Consider the following 469-nt stretch of genomic DNA (forward strand, 5'->3'; position numbering starts at 1 on the left):
TCATATCTCTGGCGGATTTCAATCCAGCAGACGCCTACTCTTATTGGAAAACATTGAACATCAGTGTTCCTGGTAATAAGTTAAATGTCGTTAATGTTGACGGAGGTTCGGGATGGGACGGCTCGGATGAAACCTCTTTGGATGTTGAACAGTCCGGGGCCTTGGCACCTCAAGCAAAAATCAACGTTTACATTGGGCCTAATACAGATACCGGTTTCTTCGATGCACTCTCAACGGCGGTTAATCAGGATAAAGCGGCGCAACTTTCGGTTAGTTGGGGAGAAAGCGAGACGGAAATTTCCCAAGCAGTTTCTCAAGGAGTTGAAACACCGGTTTACGCGCAAATCTTTAATTTAATCTTTGAGCAGGCTTCCGCTGAAGGGATTTCTTCTTTTGTCGCTTCCGGCGATCAAGGAGCTTACGACGCTACCAAGGATGCTGCCACCTATGATCTGGCAGTTGACAATCC

General features: G+C 46.9%; 1 pseudogene. It reads left to right on the top strand.

Features of this window, described 5'->3' with window-relative positions:
- Positions 1-137 precede the first annotated feature (137 nt).
- A pseudogene (locus KH893_RS11985) lies at positions 138-469 on the top strand (S53 family peptidase); the annotation flags it as partial.

Origin of the sequence: Liquorilactobacillus sicerae (assembly GCF_029916425.1) — a bacterium.
Lineage (GTDB): Bacteria > Bacillota > Bacilli > Lactobacillales > Lactobacillaceae > Liquorilactobacillus > Liquorilactobacillus sicerae.